This is a genomic window from Nocardia sp. NPDC051981 (assembly GCF_040680715.1).
GTDB lineage: Bacteria > Actinomycetota > Actinomycetes > Mycobacteriales > Mycobacteriaceae > Nocardia.
On the sequence record NZ_JBFAXK010000005.1, the window covers coordinates 271,770 to 291,597 of the forward strand.

A 19,828-nucleotide genomic window follows, 5' to 3' on the forward strand; every position below is an offset into this window, starting at 1 on the left:
ATGGGTAGCAGCGTCATCCGAACGTCTTGTGCGGGACGCCGACGATCAGTCCGCCGTCGATGACATGCTCCGCGCCGGTCGTGTAGCTGGATTCGTCGCTGGCCAGGTAGACGACGAGATTGGCGACCTCGTCGGCGGTGGCGGCGCGGCCGAGCGGGATCTGCAGGAAGTCCTCGGGGATGCCCTCGGTCATCGGTGTGCGCACCATGCCGGGGTGGACCGAGTTCACGCGAATGTTGTGCTGTGCCAGCTCGAGTGCGGCCGATTTGGTCAATCCGCGGACCGCGAACTTGGTGGCGGTGTAGCCATGCAGTCCGACGCTGCCGCGCAGGCCCTCGACCGACGAAATATTGACGATCGATCCGATGCCGGCATCCATCATCGCCGTGGCCGAGGCCTGGATGCCGAGGAAGGTTCCGGTCAGATTGATGTCGATGATCTGCTGCCAGGCCACCAGTTCGAAGTCGACGATGGTGTTGCCGTTGACGATTCCGGCATTGTTCACCAGGACGGTCAGCGAACCGAACTCCTCGACGGCGACACGCACGGCCCGCTTCCAGTGCTCGGGGTTGGTCACGTCCAGGTGGACGAAGCGAGCCGCCGGACCCAATTCGGCCACCAGCGCTCGGCCTTCGGTCTCGAGCAGGTCGCCGACCACCACGCGGGCTCCGTGCTCGACCAGAGCACGGGCATGCGCCGCGCCCATGCCACGCGCGCCTCCGCTGACAAGGGCCACCTTGCCCGCGACTCGCTTGTTCATGCTCGGGTTTTCCATTGAGAGCTTCTCGGTCATGAGGGCAGCTAAGCATGTCTTCAATCACTGTTTCAATCATTGATTGAACCAACGGAATGAGGTATGGCCCCGATGGGGCGAAACCAAGGATTGCGGGCTGTTCGCTGACTTCCGCCTCATCGTCGATCAATGCCGTCAGCGAGGGGCAGCTGCCGGCGTGTCACACGGTCACGCCACCAGCCGAACCGCAACCCAGAAACGCTCATTACGCAGGCCAGGCCGGGTGCAGAGGCGCTCGACAACGTCGGCATCCATGACTGGAGTGCATCTATTTCAAAAATTTTGGTCGAGAGACCAATCGGTTGCGGCGTCGGTGTCGAATCATAATGGACAGTCGCTTTTGGAGTAGGGATCCGGCATGGCCTCAGTCGAAGCTGCAACGGAGCAGACGGTGGTGCGCGGGGTTGAGTCGGCGGAGGGATCGCCGGGGAAGGGTTGCCGGTCGGCACAGCGGCGTCTGCGACGGGGTCTGGTCGACGCTGGGGTCGTTGACGTACTGGATCGTTCGTCGAGGAGTCGGGGGGGTGAGACCGGGGTCGGGGATGTTGCCATCGTGTATCGGTCGGCGGTCGAGCGCCGGTCGAAGGCACCGCAACTGGAGGCCGGAAATTAGCCGTCGGCGTAATGAGTCCAGAATCGGCCGGCATCGGCTGTAATGATCTTGGCGGCGGAATCGACGTATTCAGCACTATGCGGGTGTTGGAAATGGTCCCCGCCCTGGCCTCGTTCGTGGTCCCCGGACCGGCGCGCGACAGCGTATCCGCCGGTCCCCGGGCGTTTTGAGTTCCTGAAATGAACGATATTTTGCGGAGGTCGAAATGCGCCAATCGAAGAGTGGCATCGAAAGCGATCCCGACCGTTCCAAATCGTTGCCATCAGGCACATTTCAATCCTCCAGTCAATCCTCCAGGCACACACATTCGGGTAACAGTTCCGACACGCCCAGCGGTAATGCATCGCCGGTCGATATTCTTCCGCTGACGTCGGCGCAGCGGGGAATCTGGTTTGCCCAGCATCTCACGGAATCCACCCCGATATCTGTCGCCCAATACGTCGAGGTCGTCGGCGAGTTGGATGCGGAACTACTTGCCGAGGCATGCAGAACCGCCGGTCGGGAGTTCGGGTCGGGACATATGCGCCTGATCGAGGTCGACGGAGAGCCCTGCCAGTTCGTCGACGAGGAGAATGGCGGCCCGGTGTCGGTCATTGACCTGCGCCGGCACGTCGATCCCGTTGCGACTGCGCACAGAATGATGGTCGAGGACTATTCCGCTCCACTGGACCTGCTGAACGACAACCTCATGACGAGCATCGTGTTCCAGGTCGGCGAGAACCATTACCTGTGGTATCAGCGCGCACACCATATCGCGCTCGACGGATTCGCCGCGGTAACAATGCTGCATCGAATGACAGAGCTGTACAACGCTTGGGTGAAGTCCGAGGAGCCGGCACCGTGCCAGGCACAGGACCTGCGGGAAGTCGTCGAGCAAGATCTGGCGTACCGCGATTCGACGCGTCTCGACAATGACCGCGAACACTGGATGGAGCACCTGGCGGGCGCACCTCCCGTCGTCAGTCTGGCCGCCCGCGTGAGCAAACCCACCATTCATCCCACGCTGGTCAGCACAGAGCTGGCGGACGACACCACGCAGCTACTCGAAAACGTCGCGTTCGAGCACGAGTCGAGCGTGACTCCGATCATCGTTGCGGCGTTCGCGGCTTATCTCGCGCGGATGACCGGAAGCGATGAAGTACTGCTGAGCCTGCCCGTTTCGGGTCGGCACTCCGCCGTGCTGCGCCGTTCCGGGGGGATGGTGGCAAATGTGGTCCCGCTGCGAGTACAGGTCGCCGGCCAAAGCGTCGGTGAACTGATCTCAGCGGTGAAAAGCGAGTTGACGAGTGCACTCCGGCGGCAGCGCTACCGCCAAGAGGACATATTCCATGACATGGGGATTGCGCGCGACGAGGCGGCATCATTCGGTCCCGCCGTGAACCTCATGATGGTCGAGAACGAGGTTGTACTGGGCAACACGACAGGCCGCCTACACGTCCTCACCTCCGGACCTACCGCCGACCTGTTCGTCAATATCTACCCGGGGGCGGGCAGAGAGAGCACCCATATCGACTTCCAGGGGAATCCGAATTCGTACAGCCCCGAAGAGCTCACTGATCACCATCGACGGTTCCGCATGTTCATGCACGAATTCCTCGCCGGCGGACCGGAATGCAAGGTCAGCAGACTGCCGCTACTCGAAATGCAGGAACGCTCTGCGCTACTACCTGTGCGAGGGCCCAGTGCGGTCGAAACACGGCTGCTTCCAGATATTCTCACCGAAAGCGCGCGCCGGAACAGTAGCCGGTGCGCGATCGTCTCGGGCGGCCAGACGATGACGTACGGCGAGCTGGACTCGAGATCCTCGCAGCTGGCCCGGCATCTGATCGCGCTGGGGTGTGGTCCGGACACGGCGGTGGCGATCATGTTGCGACGCTCGGTCGAATCGGTCGTGGCGACATGGGCGGTCGCGAAGAGTGGGGCGGCGTTCGTCCAGCTGGCCCCCGAGTACCCGCCGAAGCGGATAGACCACATGGTGGCCGACAGCGGCGCAACCGTGGTGATCACGGTCGACGCCCTGCGCGGGCGGCTCCCGCAGGGGATGCGCCATGTGGTTCTCGACGACCCCGCAACCCTGGCCGACCGCGACACCGCGAGCGGGCCGATTTCCGATGCGGACCGCATCCGCCCACTACGACCGTCCAACGTCGCCTATATGACCTACACCTCGGGATCCACCGGAGCGCCGAAGGGCGTCCAGGTCACGCACACCGGCCTCGCGAATCTCGTTGCCGATCGCACTGCCACGTACGGTATCGACACGAAATCCCGTGTGTCCTATGCCCTCTCGCCCAGTTTCGACGCGTCTCTGGAACAGTTTCTGACCTGCTTCGCCAACGGATCCACGTTGGTGATCGTGCCGCCCGAGGTGACCGGCGGTGAGTCGCTCACGCAGCTACTGGCCGATGAGCACGTGACCCATTTGACGCTGACGCCCACGATGTTGGCCACGGTCGACCCGCAGCTGCCGACCGACGTGCAGGTGGTCGTGGTCGGTGGCGACGCATGTCCACCACACCTCGTCGAACGGTGGACCCTGTCGGCGTCCATGTACAACGAGTACGGTCCTACCGAATCCACCGTGACCGCCACCGGCGCCATGCTGAGACCCGGCCGCGCCCACACGGTCGGTGGCCCCATCCGCGGCGTCTCGGCCATGGTGCTGGATCGGACGCTGCAGCCGGTGCCCAGGGGCACCGCGGGCGAGTTGTACCTCGCCGGGCCGGGATTGGCCCGGGGATACAGCCAGCTGTTCGTCGAAACCGCCGCCCGGTTCGTCGCCGATCCGTACGGCGGTACCGGCGCGCGCATGTACCGCACCGGCGACATCGCGCGCTGGACCGGCGAGAACGGCGAGACGACGCTGGAGTTGATGGGCCGCAGCGACTTCCAGATCAAGATCCGCGGATACCGGATCGAACCGGGTGAAGTCGACGCCGCGCTCACCACACACGACGACGTGGATCTGTGTGTCACGGTGCCGGTGCCGAACAATGTCGGCACGACCGTGCTGGCGTCCTATGTCGTCCCGGTCAGCGGCCGTCGGATCGATCCGGTCGAAATCCTGCGCTTCGCTCGCGATTCGCTACCGCCACATATGGTCCCGGCGGTGGTCGTCCCATTGGACAGCCTCCCGGTGAACGCCTTCGGCAAGCTCGATCGCCGCGCTCTGCCGAAGCCCGAATTCGGGACCGCACCGGTCGGGCGGGAACCGGCCACGGCCCGGGAAAAGACGATCGCACGGTTGTTCACCGAGGTGCTCGGCGTGCCCCGGGTCGGGGCCGACGACAGCTTCTTCGCCCTCGGCGGCGACAGCATTCTGTCGATCCGGCTGGTAGCGGGGGCCAAGGCCGAAGGGCTGAGCTTCTCCACACAGGATGTGTTCGTGCACAAGACCGTTGCGGGCCTGGCGGCCACGGCGACGGAAGTCGGCGATACTCCCGAGTTGGCCGAGTTGCCCGGTGGCGGCGTCGGACCGATGCCGTTGTCGCCGATCACGCACGCAATGCTGGATCGGGGTCATTACGACCGATTTGCGCAGGCCGCGCTGGTGCAGCTACCCGAGGGGGCCGATCGAGCGGGTCTGGTGCGCGCGCTGGGATTCCTGCTGGACCGCCACGACATGCTGCGCGCGGTATTGCGCGGCGGCGATTCGGCCGATCGGTTCGTCGAGGTACTCGATCGGGAAGCGGTCGACCCGGAGGCCGCGCTCCTCGAAGTTCGGCTCGATCGACGTGACGCCGCCGAAGTCGACCGGCACTTGAACCGAGCAGCGGATCGATTGGACCCGGGCAACGGTGTGCTCGTGCAGGCCGTCTGGATTCAGGATCGCAGCGGATCCGGACCCGACCTGATGTGGCTGGTGATCCACCATCTCGCCGTCGACGCGGTGTCGTGGCGCATCATCCTCACCGACCTCGCGCAGACCTGGGCGCAGGTCTCCGCCGGCGGCGAGCCGCATTTCGGCCCGCCCACCACCTCGTTTCGGCGGTGGGCGCACGGTTTGGTCGAGCAGGCGCCGGGCAGGCGGGCGGCGGAGCTCGACCTGTGGAAAGACGTCCTCGAGCGCGGCGATCAGCTACTCGGATCGCGTCGTCTGATCCCGGATCGTGACATCGGGGCCACGGCGGGCCGGGTCGATCAGCGCATACCGGCGGCGGTTGCCGAGGCGGTGCTCACCACCATTCCGGACCGCTTCCACTGCAGTGCCAACGAGCCGCTGGTGGCGGCTCTGGTGCTCGCCCTCGGTGAGTGGCGGCGCAGGCGTGGTACGGCGGCGGCCGGAGAGTTGATCTCGTTGGAAGGACACGGCCGCGAGGAGTCGGCCGTACCCGGCGCCGATCTGAGCGCCACCGTCGGCTGGTTCACCACCCGCTTCCCGGTCCGAATCGACTGGGAGAACATCGATCTCGATGATGCGCTGGCCGGCGGCGTCAGTGCGGGACTGGCGATAAGGCAGGTGAAGGAGCAGCTGCGCGCGGTGCCCGGCAACGGCATCGGCTATCAGGTACTGCGTCATCTCGACTCCCAGGGCCGTGCCGAGCTCGCAGACCTGCCCGAACCTCAGGTCAGCTTCAACTACCTCGGGCGGGTGGGTTCCCGTGAACGCTCGGGGCCCTGGGCACCTACCACCGAATTCACCGCACTGACCGCGACGAGCGATCCGGCGATGGCGCTGCCGGCCGTCCTCGATATCAATGCGATCGCCGAAGAAGGCCGCGGCGGGCTCGAACTGGCCGCGACCTGGGAGTTCGCCTCGCAGGTGTTGACGGGTGAGGAGGTCGACGAGCTCGCCGGGCTGTGGGCTCGAGCCCTGGGGGCGCTGGCCGATCACGTCCGGTCCGGAACCACCTACAGCTTCACGCCATCCGACTTCCCGCTCACCGCGGTATCGCAGGACGATGTCGACCGCTGGCTGCGGGAATACCCGTCGATGACCGATGTGTGGCCACTCACCGCCCTGCAGTCCGGGCTGCTGTTCCACACGATCTACGACCCGGACGGCGTCGACGGCTACATCGTGCAGGCGGCACTGACGTTCGCCGGGCTGGTCGATGGGGACCGGATGCGGCGGGCCGCGCAGGTGCTCATCGACCGGCACGACAGTCTGCGGACCGCGTTCGTCGAGAGTGACGATGGGCCACGCCAGATCGTATTGCGCGACACCACGGTCGATTGGGGTGAGTCGAATCTCAGCGGTGTCGGCCGGCAGGCGGAAGCACTGCGCCGACTCGCGACCGCGGCCGCGGCTCCGTTCGATCCTGCCCGCCCGCCGCTGGTGCGTTTCCACCTCGTCCGCACCGGCGTCGATATGTTCCAGTTGCTGGTCACCAACCACCACCTCGTGCTCGACGGCTGGTCGATGCCCCTGCTGATCCACGAGTTACTCGCGTTGTACATATCCGACTGCGATACGGCCCAGCTCGCGCCCCCTCGTTCGTACCGTGAGTATCTGCAGTGGCTGCAGGCTCAGGACCGAGACGCCGCGACCGCCGCGTGGCGGGAGATGCTCGCCGGAATCGACAGTCCGACGCGCATCACGAACGGGCCGGATCGGACCGTCACCGCGCACGCCGACGAAGTCGGCCTGAACCTGGACGCCGCGACCACCGCCGCGATTCTCGATCTCGGCCGCTCGCATGGCGTCACCCCCAACACGGCCCTGCACGTGGCGTGGGCATTGCTGGTGGCCGTCCAGGCCGGACGGCCGGACGTGGTGTTCGGCAATACGGTGTCGAACCGCCCGCCACGGATTCCGGATGTCGAGCGCATGGTCGGGCTCATGGTCAACACGTTGCCCGTCCGCGTCCGGCTCGAACCCGACGAGACCGTCGGCGACCTGCTCGTCCGCGTGCAATCCGAGCAGGCGGCGATGCTGGATCACCAGCACATCGGCCTGGCGGAGCTGCAGCGGGCCGCCGGCATCACCGACATGTTCGATACCGCGACGGTGCTCGAGTCCTATCCGTTCGACCGTGAACTGCTGGCACACGATCTCTCCGACGCCGGATTGCGGCTCGTCGAGATCGTCGCGCACGATGCCACGCCGTATCCGCTGAGCCTGCAGGTGACCCCGCCGCGGTCGAGTCGCGACAGCGGACCGGGCACCGGCGAGCCGGGGACCTATACCGTGACACTGAAATTCGCCACCGATCGATTCGATTCGGACGAGGCCCGCACGCTGCTCGAACGATTCGAGTTGCTGCTCACGCAGATCGTCGGCGAACCCGCCCGGAAGGTCTCCTCGATCTCCTCCTGCTGGGATTCCGAACGCGCGCAACTGCTTTCGGTCGGCGGCGAGCAACCGGCCACCGACCTCGTGCTCCGCGACATCCTGTCGGGGACGGCGCGGAGGTATCCGGATGCCGTGGCTGTCCGGTGCCGTGACACCACGTGGACCTATCGTGAGCTGGAGCGTCGCGCCGACGCGTTCGCTCGCCTGCTGGTCGGCCGCGGCGCTCGTGCCGAGTCGATCGTCGCCTTGGCTCTTCCCCGCTCGGCCGAACTCGTCGTCGCGATCTGGGCGGTGGCGAAAACGGGTGCCGCCTTCCTGCCGTTGGATCCCGGCAATCCCGCCGCGCGGATCGGGGAGTTGCTGTCCGACTCGCGAACCACGCTGGGTGTGACGACAAGCGCTGTGGCACAGCAGCTTCCGGATACCGTCGACTGGTTGATCCTGGACGCTGCCGCATCGGACCCTCACGAGGGCCTCCCCCACCCGTCCGGTATGGCCGAGGGCGACCGCCTGTCGGCCGACAATGCGGCATACGTGATCTACACGTCCGGATCGACCGGCACGCCGAAGGCGGTCCACCTCAGCCATCGAGGTCTGGCCGATCTGGTCGCGGCGCAGGCCGATGCCTTCGCGCCGACTCCGGATTCGGTGGTGTTGCAGGTCGCGTCGCCGGGATTCGACGCCTGCGTGTCGGAGTTGCTGTTGGCGCACGGCAGCGGCGCCTGTCTCGTGGTGGCGCCACCGGAGGTATTCGCCGGGTCCGACCTCGAGGAATTGCTTCGGTCGCAGCAGGTTTCGCACGCGATCATCACCCCGTCCGTGCTCAACACCATGGATCCGTCCCGGATGCCGTCGCTGACATCGCTCGCGGTCGTCGGTGAAGCGGTCGGGCCGGACACCGTGAACCGGTGGGCCCCGGGGCGACGGCTGATGAATCACTACGGACCGACCGAGTGCACGATCTGGGCAACGGGGTCGGATGCCCTCGCACCCGGCGACCCGGTGACGATCGGTGGCCCGATCCGGGGCGCGTCCGCGCTGGTGCTCGACCCGTGGCTGCGACCGGTGCCGGTCGGTGTCGCGGGCGAACTCTATATCGGCGGGCCCGGACTCGCCCGCGGATACGTCGGTCGACGGGGCGTGACCGCGTCCCGCTTCGTCGCGGATCCGCGATCCACCCGCGGCGAGCGGATCTATCGCACCGGTGATTCCGTGCGCTGGGTGCGCGGACCCGCCGGGTTGGCGCTGGAATACCTGGGCCGCAGCGATCAGCAGGTCAAGATTCACGGCCTGCGGATCGAGCCGGGGGAAATCGATGCGCACGTGGCCCGGCGCCCGGAGGTGGCGAGCGTCGCCACCGTGGCGGTGAAAGGGCCTGCCGGCGAACCGGTTCTGGTGTCCTATGTCGTCTCCGCACCGGGCGCTGCCGTCGACGTGGCGGCCATCGAAGGCGATCTCGCGGGCAGGTTGCCGCGCTATATGAATCCCGCGGCGATCGTGCGGCTGGAGGAGATGCCGCGCACGCCCACGGGCAAGGTCGATCGGAAAGCCTTGCAGCAGCGCGCCTTCGATGCCGACGCCACGGGCGGCAGACCGCCGTCGACGCCAACGGAGCAGATCGTGGCGAAACTCTTCGCCGATGTGCTCCATCTCGACACCGTGTCCGCCGACAGCAACTTCTTCGCCCTCGGCGGGGACAGCATCGTCTCGATGCGGCTGGTGGCGCTGGCGAGATCCGCCGGGCTCACGCTGACGCCGCGAGATGTGTTCGAAGGCAAGACAGTTGCCGCTCTCGCCGTGATGGCGGGCGGCGATGCGGCTCCGGTGGCCATCGAGGAACCCCTGCTACTCCCGAGAGCGGATCGCCCGTATCGCGCCTCGGATTCCTCGCTCGTCACGCTCACCCAGCAGGACATCGACCGGCTCGAGCAGCAGTACCCCGGGCTGTCCGATGTATGGCCGTTGTCGCCCATGCAATCCGGGATGCACTTCGACTCGACGTTCGATCCGGATGCGGCGGACGACTACAGCGTCCAGACGATGATCGGATTTTCCGGCGCGGTCGACGGTGAGCGCCTGCGGCGTGCCGCTCAGGCCGTGGTCGACCGGCACGACATCCTGCGGGCCGCTTTCGCGGAGACGTCGGCCGGGCCGTGCCAGATCGTGCTGGGCCATGCCGAAATCGACTTCCGGGAGATCGATCTCGCCGATGCGGAATCCCCGGCCGACCCGGAATCGATTGCCGCAGCGGACGCGGCGGCGGGATTCGATCTGTCGGCTCCCCCGCTGTTGCGCTTGACGCTCATCCGTCTCGATGCGGAGTCCTTCCGGCTGCTGGTCACGAATCACCATGTGATCCTGGACGGCTGGTCGATGCCGCTGCTGATGCGAGAACTGCTCGACTACTACGGATCTCCCGAACATATCGACTCCGCCGGACCCGCGCCCTCCTACCGCGACTATCTGGCCTGGCTGGCTCGGCAGGACAGCGCCGCATCCAAAGCGGCATGGGCGCAGGCCTTTTCGGATGTCGGCGCACCCACCCGAGTGTCCCGCGATGCCGGCGCGGCGGGCGCGGTATCCGCCGCCGAGGTCGGGGCCGAGGTGACGGCGGATCGTTTCGGAGCACTCCGTCGCGTGGCGGCGGAGACGGCCGTCACCATCAATACGGCCGTGGCCGCGGCCTGGGCCCTGAATCTGCGGGTACTCACCGGCGAGACCGATGTGATCTTCGGTACCTCGGTGTCGGGCCGCCCCCCGGAACTGCCGCTGGTCGATCAGGCGCTCGGCATGTTCCTGAATACGATTCCCGTGCGCGTTCCGCTCGAACCCACGATGACGGTCCGCGAGTTGCTGATCGGCATTCAGGCGCGGCACGCCCGCATGCTGGAGCATCACCACATCGGCCTGCCCGAGATCCACCGCAGCGCCGGCCTGTCCGCACTCTTCGACACCGCCCTCACCTTCCAGTCGTTCCCCGTCGACCGGACGGCACTGCAGCAGCTCGTCGATTCGGCGGGCCTGCGGGTGAACGAACTCAGTGAACTGGACGCGACACCGTACCCGCTGAGCCTGATCGTGGAACCCACGCAGCCCGAGCACGGCGAGCCACAAGGACTGCGGATCACCCTCCGGTTCCATGACCGTGAATTCGACACCGTCTCGGCGCGCCGCATCCTCGACCGCTTCGTCGAGTTGCTGTGCCGGTTCGCCGCGAACGCCGATACGCGACTCGGTGAGCTGCGGCTCGACGAGGAACCGCGGCCATCGTGGCCGGATTCCCGTGCGGAAGCTACGATCCCGGACACGCTCGACCGGATACTCGCCGCCTCCGCTGCCGCCCATCCCGACGCGATCGCCGTGCGATACGGCACGACCACCATGACCTACCGCCAGCTCGACGAGCGATCCACCCGTCTGGCCCGGGTCCTGCTGCGGCACGGCGCCCGGCGGGGACAGATCGTCGCCTGCGTGCTTCCGCGTTCCCTGGCGGCGACCGTCACCGTGTGGGCCGTGGCAAAGACCGGTGCCGCATTCCTGCCGATCGATCCGGCCCTGCCCTCGGAGCGGATCGAATTTCTGCTGTCCGACTCGGGAACCGTGCTCGGGCTGACCGATACGTCCGCCGGGAAACGTCCTCCCGAAGGCGTCGATTGGCTGATCCTCGACGGGGACCAGGCGCTCGGCACCGTGGACGCGGCGCCCGCCCTGCCGATCACCGATGCCGAACGCGGCGGTCCGATCCGGCGGGATCAGATCGCCTACGTGAGCTACACCTCCGGGTCGACCGGAACACCCAAGGGCGTACTCGTCAGCCATCGCGGCCTGGCCGAAATCGTCTCGGCGCAACGGCGACTGTTCGGCGCCGACCCGATGTCGGTGGTCCTGCAGGTCGCCTCGCCCAGCTTCGACGCCTCGGTGTTCGAGTTGTTGATGGCGCACGGTTCGGGCGGCCGGCTGGTCGTATCTCCCGCCGAGATCTACGCCGGCCCCCAATTGGCGGATCTGATTGCACATGAACGTATTTCGCACGCCATCGTGACCCCCTCGGCGCTGGCGACGGTCTCGCCCGACGGTCTCGACGGGCTGCGAGTGCTCGCGGCGGCCGGTGAGCCGGTCGGGACCGAACTGGTCGATCGGTGGGCGCCGCACCGCACCATGGTCAATCTGTACGGGCCGACCGAGACCACGATCTGGGCTACCACCAGCGCTGCGCTGGCGCCCGGTGCCGCGATCACGATCGGCAGGCCGGTCGGTACCGTCGCGACCGTGGTCCTGGATACCTGGCTGCGACCCGTACCGGACGGTATCGCGGGCGAGCTGTACTTGTTCGGCGCCGGACTGGCCGATGGCTACGTCGCCAGGACGGGGTTGACCGCGGCGCGGTTCGTCGCATGCCCGTTCGAGGCGCCGGGTCAGCGCATGTACCGCACCGGTGACGTGGTGCGCCGCAGCGCTGATGGCGAGTTGGAATTCCTGGGCCGCAACGATTTTCAGGTCAAGGTGCACGGCACCAGAATCGAGCTCGGGGAGATCGACGCGGCGCTGGGCGCGCGTGCGGATGTGGCATACGCGGTCACCGTGCCACGCCGCGAGGACGGCCGGTCGGTGCAGCTGGTGTCCTATGTCATGCCCGCGACCGGAACCGAGGTATCGGGCGCGGAATTGCGTGCGGCACTGGCCGAGACGCTGCCCCGGACCATGGTGCCGTCCGCGGTGATCGTGCTGGACGAGGTACCGCTGACCGCCAACGGGAAGCTGGATCGTGAGCGGCTGCCCGAGCCGGTTGCCGTCGTGCGCGAGTTCCGTGCGCCGGCACCAGGGATGGAGGAGCTGGTCGCGCGCACATTCGAGCAGGTGCTCGACGTGAACGGAGTGGGCGCCGACGACGACTTCTTCGCGCTGGGTGGCGATTCGCTGAGCGCCTCGCTGGTGGTGGGGCGCCTGGGTGCGGCCCTGAACATGCGAGTGCCGGTGCGATCGGTTTTCGAGGCGCCGACCGTCGCCGAATTGGCCGCGCGCACCGGGTCACTCGGTGATGGGGGCCGCTTGCCCCTGGTGTCCGGAGTGCACCCCGACCCCGTGCCGCTGTCGCTGGCGCAACAGCGGATGTGGTTCCTGAACCGGTTCGAGCCGGATTCCCCGGCCTACAACATTCCGGTGATGCTGCGGTTGTCCGGACGGCTGAACACCGAAGCGCTGGCGGCCGCGCTCGCGGACGTGGTCGCACGGCACGAAGTATTGCGGACGATCTATCCGGAAGTCTCCGGTGAGCCGCGGCAGGTCGTTTTCGACGAGCCCGCGGTGCCGGTGGAGCCGGTGCGGGTACCGGCGGATGCGGTCCCGGACGTGGTGGGCGAGTTCGTGCGGCGCGGATTCGATGTGACCACCCGAGTGCCGATGCGAGTTGGATTGTTCGAGCTCGACGCCGAACCCGGCAGTGACACAGGAGAATTCCTGCTGGTGCTGGTGGTCCATCACATCGCGGGCGATGGTCAGTCGATGGGCCCACTGGCCCATGACGTGATGGTGGCATACGCCGCGCGACTGGCCGGGCACGCGCCGGAGTGGGAGCCACTCGCGGTGCAGTACGCGGATTTCGCGTGGTGGCAACGGCAGATGCTGGGGGCCGCAGACGATCCGGCGTCGTTGATGTCCACCCAGCTCGACTTCTGGCGCTCGACACTCGCGGGCGCACCGGACCGGCTGGACCTCCCGGCGGACCGGCCACGCCCGGCCGTCGCGTCGCTGTCGGGAGGCCGGGTACCGCTGGAGATCGGAGCCAGGCTGCACGAGCAGCTGCTTGCGCTGGCACGGTCGCGGGGATCGTCGCTGTTCATGGTGATGCATGCCGCGCTGGCAACGGTTTTGGGGCGGCTCGGCAATACCGACGACGTCGTGATCGGCACCCCGATCGCGGGGCGGGGCGAGCCCGGCCTGGACGAGCTGGTCGGGATGTTCGTGAACACGTTGGCATTGCGGACCCGGGTGGATACCGGCGAGCCGTTCACCGAGTTGCTGATGCGTGCCCGGGACACGGACCTGCTGGCTTTCGAACACGCGGATGTGCCGTTCGAGCGGATCGTGGAGGAGTTGAAGCCGGAGCGATCGGCGGCGCGGCATCCGTTGTTCCAGGTGGCCCTGGCGTTCGAGAATCTGTCGAACGTCGAGGTGGCGCTGCCCGATATCCGGGTCGCCCGGGCGGAGGTGGATACCGGAGCGACCCAGTTCGACCTGCAACTGGTGCTGTCGGAATCGTCCGATGCCGGTGTGGCGCACGGTATCTCGGGCATGATGAGTTATGCGCGGGATCTGTTCGACGAGGCGACCGCAGCGGGAATCGCCCGGCGGCTGGTACGGGTCCTGGAAGCCGTCGCCGACGATCCGGCCGTCGTGGTCGGGGATATCGACTGGCTGGACGCCGACGAGCGCTCCGCGCTCACCTCGCGGGTGGGTGCACGCGCCGCGGCGGCGCCCGAGCCGCCCGGATTGCTGCCGGAAGTGCTCGCCTCGGCCGTCCGGGACAACGGCGACGGTATCGCCGTCGTCGCCGGAGATGCCACGTTGTCGTATGCACAGCTGGACGAGCGATCGAGCCGGCTGGCGAGGCTCCTGATCAGCCGAGGCGCCGGACCGGAGGGTTCGGTGCTGGTGGCGGCAGCGCGGTCGATGGAGTCCGTCGTCGCGTGGTGGGCGGTGGTGAAGTCGGGTGCGGCCTTCGTGCCGGTCGACCCCGCCTATCCCGAAGGACGGATCGCGCAGATGGTGTCGGATTCTGGTGCGACGCTGGGCGTGACGGTGTCGTCGGCAGCTGCCCGCCTGCCCGATTCGGTGAACTGGATCGTGCTCGACGACGCGGCCGTGGCCGCGCGGATCGACGGGTTGGCGGGCGGCCCGGTCGGCGATGACGAGCGACTCCGTCCGCTGCGGGCCGCGAACGTTGCCTACGTGGTCTTCACCTCCGGATCCACCGGGGTGCCGAAGGGCGTCGCCGTCACCCATTCCGGCATCGCCGACTTCGTCTCGTCGCTCCGCGCCGACCTCGACCTCCGGCACACGTCCAGGGTGCTGCATTTCGCGTCGCCGTCGTTCGACGCCGCCCTGATGGAGACCCTGATGGCGGTCAGCCGGGCCGGTGCGCTGGTGGTGGCGCCGACGCAGATCTACGGCGGCGGAGAGTTGGCCGAGCTCCTGCGCAGGCAGCGGGTGACCCATGCCTTCATGACCCCTGCCGCGCTCGCGTCGGTGGATCCGGCCGGGCTGGACCACGTGCGGGTGGTGATGTCCGGCGGTGACGAGGTCCCGGCGGATCTGGTGAACCGTTGGGCGGGAACCGATCCCGCCGGCGCCCGGACGTTCCGGGAGCTGTACGGGCCGACCGAGGCCACGATCGTCGCCACGGCGACGGGTGCGCTGCGATCGGGTGACCGGCCGACGATCGGCGCCCCGGTGCAGGGCATCCAGGCGCTGGTCCTGGATGCCCGGCTGCAGCCGGTTCCGGTGGGGGTGGCCGGAGAGTTGTATCTGGCCGGCCCGGCGCTGGCGCGCGGGTACCTGGACAAGGCGGCGGTGAGTGCGGCACGTTTCGTGGCGCACCCGTTCGGGGAACCCGGACACCGCATGTACCGCACCGGTGATGTGGTGCGCTGGAATGCCGACGGTGACCTGGAGTTCCTGGGGCGCAACGACTTCCAGGTGAAGATCCGCGGCTACCGGGTCGAGCTGGGCGAGATCGACGCGGCGCTGAGCGCGCGGGCGGACGTGGCATACGTGATCACGACGCCGTGGCGTACGGGCACGGGTCCCGCGCAGCTGGTGTCCTATGTGGTGCCCGAAGCTGGAACGAGCCTCTCGGGTGAGGAGTTGCGGGCGGCGCTGGCCGAGATGCTGCCGTCGTACCTGGTGCCCGCCGCGGTGATGATCCTCGACGCGATCCCCCTGTCGCCGAACGGAAAGCTCGACCGCGCGGCCCTGCCCGCACCCGTCCTGCAGGCCAGGCGATTCCGGGCCCCGGCGTCCCCGGTGGAGGAGATAGTGGCCGGCGTCTACGCCGACGTCCTCGGCATCGACGCTCCGATCGGCGCCGACGACGACTTCTTCGAACTGGGTGGCAACAGCCTGGTAGCGACCCGCGTCGCCGCCCGGATCGGTGCCGCGCTCGACGCGACCGTCCCGGTGTCGATGATCTTCGAGGCGCCGACGGTCGCGAGGTTGGCCGCGCGGGCCGAATCGCAGGCCCACACCGGGCGGGTGGCACTGACCGCACAGCCACGGCCGCAACGCGTTCCGCTGTCGTACGCACAGCAACGGATGTGGTTCCTGAACCGGCTCGAGCCCGGCTCGACCGCCTACAGTATTCCGATCGTCCTGCGGCTGTCCGGAGAGCTGGATCTCGACGCGCTACGCGCGGCCATCGCGGATGTACTGAACCGGCACGAGGTATTGCGGACGGTCTACCCGTATGCCGACGGCGAGCCGTCGCAGGTTGTCCTTCGCACAGCCGAGGCGATTCCACCGATCACCGCGACGCCGGTGACGGAATCGGAACTGGCCGAGTCGTTGTCGGCGTTCGTCTCGACAGTGTTCGATGTGACGGTCGACGCGCCGTTGCGGGTCCGGTTGTTCGAGCTCGGGCAGCACGAGTGGGTCCTGGCCGCGGTGGTCCACCACATTTCCTGCGACGGGTCGTCGCTCGGCCCGCTGGCGCGGGACATGATGACCGCGTACACCGCACACCTGCTCAGGGAGACACCGAGCTGGCCGCTGCTGCCGGTGCAGTACGCCGACTACGCGATCTGGGAGCGAACGGTGCTGGGGACCGAACACGATCCCGAGTCGGTGCTACGCGCCCAGATCGACTACTGGACACTCGAATTGGCGGAACTCCCGCCTTTGCTGGAGCTACCGACCGACCGGCCGCGGCCGCCCGTGCAGACCTATGCGGGCGCGAGCGTACCGATCACCGTCGGTGCCGATCTGCACGCGGCATTGCAGCAGGTCGCGCGAGCCAACAACACGACGCTGTTCATGGTCTTCCACGCGGCGCTGGCGGCCACGCTGGCCCGGCTGGCCGACATGGACGACATAGCGATCGGCACTCCGTACGCGGGACGCGGCGAGCCCGAACTCGACGATCTGGTCGGGATGTTCGTCAACACCCTGGTGCTGCGGACCCGGCTGACCCCGGGGATGACGTTCACCGAGCTGCTCGAGCACGTGCGCGGGACCGATCTGGCCGCGTTCGGGCACGCCGATGTGCCGTTCGAGCGGCTGGTGCAGGAGCTGAACCCGGTGCGGTCGCATGCCCACCATCCGCTGTTCCAGGTGATGCTGGCATTCCAGAACGTCGCCAAGGCCGAGTTCGACCTTCCGGGGGTCTCGGTATCGGCCGTGACGGCCGAGACGGACACCGCGCTGTTCGATCTGCTGGTCACGGTGTCGGATTCCTACGACTCCACCGGTGCCCCGGCCGGCATCAGCGGCGCGGTCACGTACGCGAGCGATCTCTTCGACGCGGCCACGGTGACCACGCTCGCCGATCGCCTGCTGCGGTTGCTCGGCGCACTGGTGGCCGACTCGGCGCAGCCGGTACACGAGGTGGATCTGCTTGGCGCCGATGAGCGGGAAGCCGTTCTGAAGCAGTGGAATTCGACCGATCACCGGCTTCCTCCGGGCGAGACGCTCGCCTCGGTCTTCGCCGACTCCGCACAGGCGCATGCGGACCGGCCCGCGGTGATGTTCGGCGAACAGTCGCTGAGTTATGCGGAATTCGCTTCTCGCGTACACCGGTTGGCGCGGTGGTTGATCGGCCGTGGCGTCGGTCCGGAGTCGCTGGTGGCGCTGCGTATGCGGCGTTCACTGGACCAGATCACCGCCATGTACGCGGTACACGCCGCCGGCGGTGGGTACGTGCCGGTCGATCCGGACCTTCCGGCCGACCGCATCGAGTACATGCTGTCGATCGCCACGCCGGTGTTGGAGCTGTCGACCCTCGATGGGCTGGAGCTGTCCGGATTCGATGAAGCGCCGGTCACCGACGCCGATCGGCTCGCACCGCTGCGACCGCACAACGTCGCCTACGTGCTCTTCACTTCGGGGTCGACCGGTCGGCCGAAAGGTGTTGCGGTATCGCATTGTTCGGTGGTGAACCAGCTGCGGTGGCACGCCGAGGCCTACGCGCTGACGTCGAACGACGTGGTGCTGCAGAAGTCCCCGGCTACGTTCGACATGTCGGTATGGGAAGTGTTCACTACCCTGGCGATGGGGGCGCGGCTGGTGATCGCGCGCGCCGACGGGCATGCCGACCTCGCGTATCTCGCCGAAACCATTGCCGCCCAGCGGGTCACGATCACCGCGCTCGTACCGTCGATGCTGGCGGTATTCGCGGACGCGGTGCCTGCGGAGTCGCTGGAGTCGGTGCGGACGCTCCTGGTGGGTGGTGAGGCATTCGGCCCCGACGTGGTGGCCGACGTGCGGCGAACCTGGCCCGGGGTCGAGTTGCACAACCTGTACGGGCCGACCGAGTTCACCGTGGCCGCAACCGCGCATCGGGTGATCGAATCCGACAGCGGCACCATGCCGATCGGCTCACCGGTATGGAACGCGCGGGCATACGTGCTCGACGACCGGTTACATCCGGTACCGCCCGGCGTCGCCGGGGAGCTGTACCTGGCGGGCGCCCAGCTCGCGCGCGGCTATCAGTCACGTCCGGGCCTGACCGCGGAACGGTTCGTGGCCGACCCGTACGGTGACGGCGGGCGCCTGTACCGCACGGGCGACCTGGTGCGCTGGCGTCACAGCGGCGAATTGGAATACCTGGGCCGCACCGATTTCCAGGTGAAGCTGCGCGGCCTGCGCATCGAACTCGGTGAAATCGAGGCCGTACTCGCCGAGCACCCGGGCGTCGCCCGCGCGATCGCCGTGGTGCACACCACCGGTACGGCGGACCACCTCGTCGGCTACGTGGTGCCCGCCGCGGGCGCGACGATCGACACCGCGGCGGTCCTGGCGCACGCGGCCGGCGAACTGCCCGACTACATGGTGCCCACCACGGTGATGGCACTCGACACGGTGCCCCTCACCGTGTCGGGCAAGTTGGACCGTGCGCGACTACCGGAGCCGGTGCTCACGGTGGGAGAGTTCAGGGAGCCCTCGTCGTGGCTGGAGGAGGAGGTCGCGCGGGCGTTCGGAGCGGTCCTCGGTGTGGATCGGGTGGGCGCCGACGACGACTTCTACGCCTTGGGTGGCAACTCGCTGAAGTCGGTGCAAGTGGTGAGCGAATTGCGCAAGGGACTCGACTACGAGATTCCGATCAGCTGGATGCTGTCCGATCCCTGCCCGGCCGACCTGGCGAAACGAATCGAATCCGGAATGCGCTCCGGTACCACCGTCGAGCGGACCGACATCGGCTTCGATGTACTGCTGCCCATCCGGACCGGCGGTGAGCAACCGCCGCTGTTCTGTATCCACCCGGCCCTGGGCCTATCGTGGTGTTACCGCACATTCGACAGGTACCTCGCCGCCGGCCGGCCGATCTACGGCATTCAGGCGCCGCAGATCGGCGGCGAGGACCCCGGTCCGACGTCGATCCAGGACATGGCGGAACGCTACTTCGAGGAGATTCGCGCGGTTCAGCCACACGGCCCCTATCACCTCCTCGGCTGGTCGCTGGGTGGCGTGATCGCCCACGCGATTGCCGTCGAGATGCGCGCCGCCGGGGAAGAGGTCGCGCTACTGGCACTGCTGGACGCCGAAGTGGGCGGTGTCGACGAGTCGACGGTCCGCGCCGTCACGGCCGGAGAGCTGATCAGCAATCTCGGCCCGGTCATGGGCGTCGATTTCGTGAGCGCCGATGCGACCGCCGAGGAGGCCGCCGATCTGATCGAACGGCACCTCGGGGGCGGCCTCGGCATCGACGCAGCCCGGATCGAGCGCCTGACCGACGCCTACAACCTGGCGATCCGGGCAGCCAGTGCCTGGCGGCCGGCGGTCCTGGACAGCGACATGCTCTATTTCACCGCGACACAGGACAGGCGATCCGATGCCGCGGGTCACGAGGGGTGGGCGCAGGTGATCCGTGGTCGGATCTCGGCCTTCGACATCGATGCGGCCCACCTCGCGATGACCGAACCGGGCGCCGTTGCTCAGATCGCCCGGATTCTCAATACTCGATTGGAGCGATGACCGC

At 67.6% G+C, this 19,828-nt stretch carries 2 protein-coding genes; one reads left to right on the top strand and one right to left on the bottom strand.

Annotated elements, in window-relative coordinates; genetic code table 11:
- Window positions 1–13: 13 nt before the first annotated feature.
- Window positions 14–760 (bottom strand): glucose 1-dehydrogenase, encoded by a 747-nt coding sequence (locus tag AB0L60_RS12710; RefSeq protein WP_364611709.1) that lies wholly within the window; start codon window positions 758–760, stop codon window positions 14–16.
- A gap of 851 nt (window positions 761–1,611) precedes the next feature.
- Here AB0L60_RS12710 and AB0L60_RS12715 point away from each other — a divergent pair.
- Complete coding sequence (locus tag AB0L60_RS12715; RefSeq protein ID WP_364611712.1) at window positions 1,612–19,824, top strand: amino acid adenylation domain-containing protein; 18,213 nt, start codon at window positions 1,612–1,614, stop codon at window positions 19,822–19,824.
- The last annotated feature ends 4 nt before the right edge of the window (window positions 19,825–19,828 follow it).

Bases quoted from the DNA above. Each gene is read 5' to 3' on its own strand.
- AB0L60_RS12710 (WP_364611709.1), bottom strand. From the start codon at position 760: ATGAACAAGCGAGTCGCGGGCAAGGTGGCCCTTGTCAGCGGAGGCGCG.
- AB0L60_RS12715 (WP_364611712.1), top strand. From the start codon at position 1,612: ATGCGCCAATCGAAGAGTGGCATCGAAAGCGATCCCGACCGTTCCAAA.